Source organism: Blautia intestinihominis, assembly GCF_040096655.1.
Taxonomy (GTDB): domain Bacteria; phylum Bacillota; class Clostridia; order Lachnospirales; family Lachnospiraceae; genus Blautia_A; species Blautia_A intestinihominis.
In genome coordinates, this window is record NZ_JBBMEI010000164.1 from 1 (window position 1) to 1,900 (window position 1,900).

The window sequence follows — 1,900 nt, forward strand, 5'->3', positions numbered from 1 at the left end:
CTGTCGGACTACGTATGGAGCACCCACAGAGCATGATCAACAAAGACCTCTATGGTGAGGAAGAAAATGAGATCCTGGGGGCGGCGAGCTACAAGGTGACACATACCTGCGAGAATGGCCGTGGCGTGTATTCTTTCTGTATGTGTCCGGGAGGTTATGTCGTAAATGCTTCCTCGGAGCCGGGACGACTTGCCGTTAATGGCATGAGCTATCAGGCGCGTGACAGCAAAAATGCAAACAGTGCCCTGATCGTCACCGTAAACCCAAAAGATTTCCCGGATGAGACACCACTTGGCGGGATCGCATTCCAGAGAGAACTCGAACGAAAAGCGTGGGAACTCGGCGAAGGAAGGATCCCGGTTCAGCTTTTTGGAGATTTCAGGAAAGATCAGGCAAGTACAGAATTAGGGGAAGTCGTTCCTCAGATGAGGGGCGGATTTGTACTTTCCAATGTGCGTTCCATTCTTCCAAAGGCAATCGGGGATTCCATCGAGGAAGGCGTTCTTGCATTCGGTAAGAAACTTCATGGCTTTGACCGTGAAGATGCGCTCTTAAGTGGAATTGAGAGCCGGACTTCTTCTCCTGTAAGGATCACAAGGAGTAAAGAAGGACTCTCTAATATAGAAGGAATCTATCCATGCGGAGAGGGCGCAGGATATGCCGGAGGCATCACTTCTGCTGCGATGGATGGGATCAAGGCGGCAGAGTTCATTTGTGAAAAATTTAGAAATTTCTAGGAGGGAGTGTACATCTCCCTCTTTTTATGCTAAAATGAGTTTTGATTCTTCGGGGGCCTGAACTTATTTAGAGAGCGCAGGTAAGATATATGAATCAAACCATCAAAGATATACCGGAATCCGAACGTCCTTATGAGAAATGCATGCGGGACGGGGAGAGTACACTCAGTGACAGTGAACTTCTGGCAGTGATCCTCCGGTCCGGGACCAGAGGGAAGAATTCGCTGAACCTCGCAAATGAGATCCTGAACCATATGGAACATTCTTCATATCCCGGTCTTTTGGGAATCCTTCACAGTTCCCTTTCAGACCTTAAGAAGATACATGGGATTGGCACTGTCAAGGCGGTGCAGCTTAAATGCATTGGAGAATTGTCAAAGCGAATCTCATGTGCGGCAGCCAGACCAAACTTGAGTTTTCAGAATCCGGATTCGATTGCAGCCTATTATATGGAGCAGCTTCGTCATCAGGAACAGGAAATAATGATCTGTATGATGCTGGATAACCAGAACCATTTACTGAATGATACGATTCTCTCCAAGGGAACAGTCAATGCAACACTGATCACTCCAAGGGAAGTATATCTGGAAGCACTTCGCTATCATGCGGTCAGTCTGATTCTGGTACATAATCACCCGGGTGGCAATCCGGTTCCAAGCCAATGTGACCGCGAAGTCACAGAACGGATTTTCCGGGCAGGAGAGATGCTTGGGATTGGTCTTCTGGATCATATCATTATCGGTGATCACAGGTATGTAAGCTTCAGGGAAGAAGGAATACTCGGAGAATACCTGGAATGAAGGGATTGTTTTATGCTTTTAAGAAAAACATACGGAATAGATCTGGGAAGCAGCACGATTAAAGTCTATTCCTTTTTAAAAAACAAGAGTTACATGGAAAAAAACATGGTAGCATCCAGAGGACGCAGAATCATTGCAGTGGGAAATGAAGCCTATGAGATGTTTGAAAAATCTCCGGTAGACATTGCCGTGAATTCTCCGATGACATTTGGTATGATTGCAAATCTGGAACTCCAGGAGATCGCATTATACAGTATGATGAAAAAAATCGATAAATTTCTGGGAGTTGGATCCGATATGTTTTTTTCAGTTCCACTGGATATGACTGCGTTTGAGAAGAGGGCGTATTATTATGTGGCAAAT

3 protein-coding genes are annotated in these 1,900 nt (G+C 45.8%); all 3 read left to right on the forward strand.

Features of this window, described 5'->3' with window-relative positions; all coding sequences use genetic code 11:
* Positions 1–737 (forward strand): NAD(P)/FAD-dependent oxidoreductase (locus tag WMO75_RS19400; RefSeq protein WP_349078827.1); only part of this gene is annotated, 737 nt, incomplete at its 5' end.
* A gap of 89 nt (positions 738–826) precedes the next feature.
* Positions 827–1,537 (forward strand): RadC family protein, encoded by a 711-nt coding sequence (gene radC, locus WMO75_RS19405; protein WP_022214992.1) that lies wholly within the window; start codon positions 827–829, stop codon positions 1,535–1,537.
* A 12-nt stretch (positions 1,538–1,549) separates the two neighbouring features.
* A partial coding sequence (locus WMO75_RS19410; RefSeq protein ID WP_349078830.1) for a rod shape-determining protein occupies positions 1,550–1,900 on the forward strand: 351 nt, incomplete at its 3' end.

Coding starts and splice junctions, on each gene's coding strand:
- radC (WP_022214992.1), top strand. CDS start 827: ATGAATCAAACCATCAAAGATATACCGGAATCCGAACGTCCTTATGAG.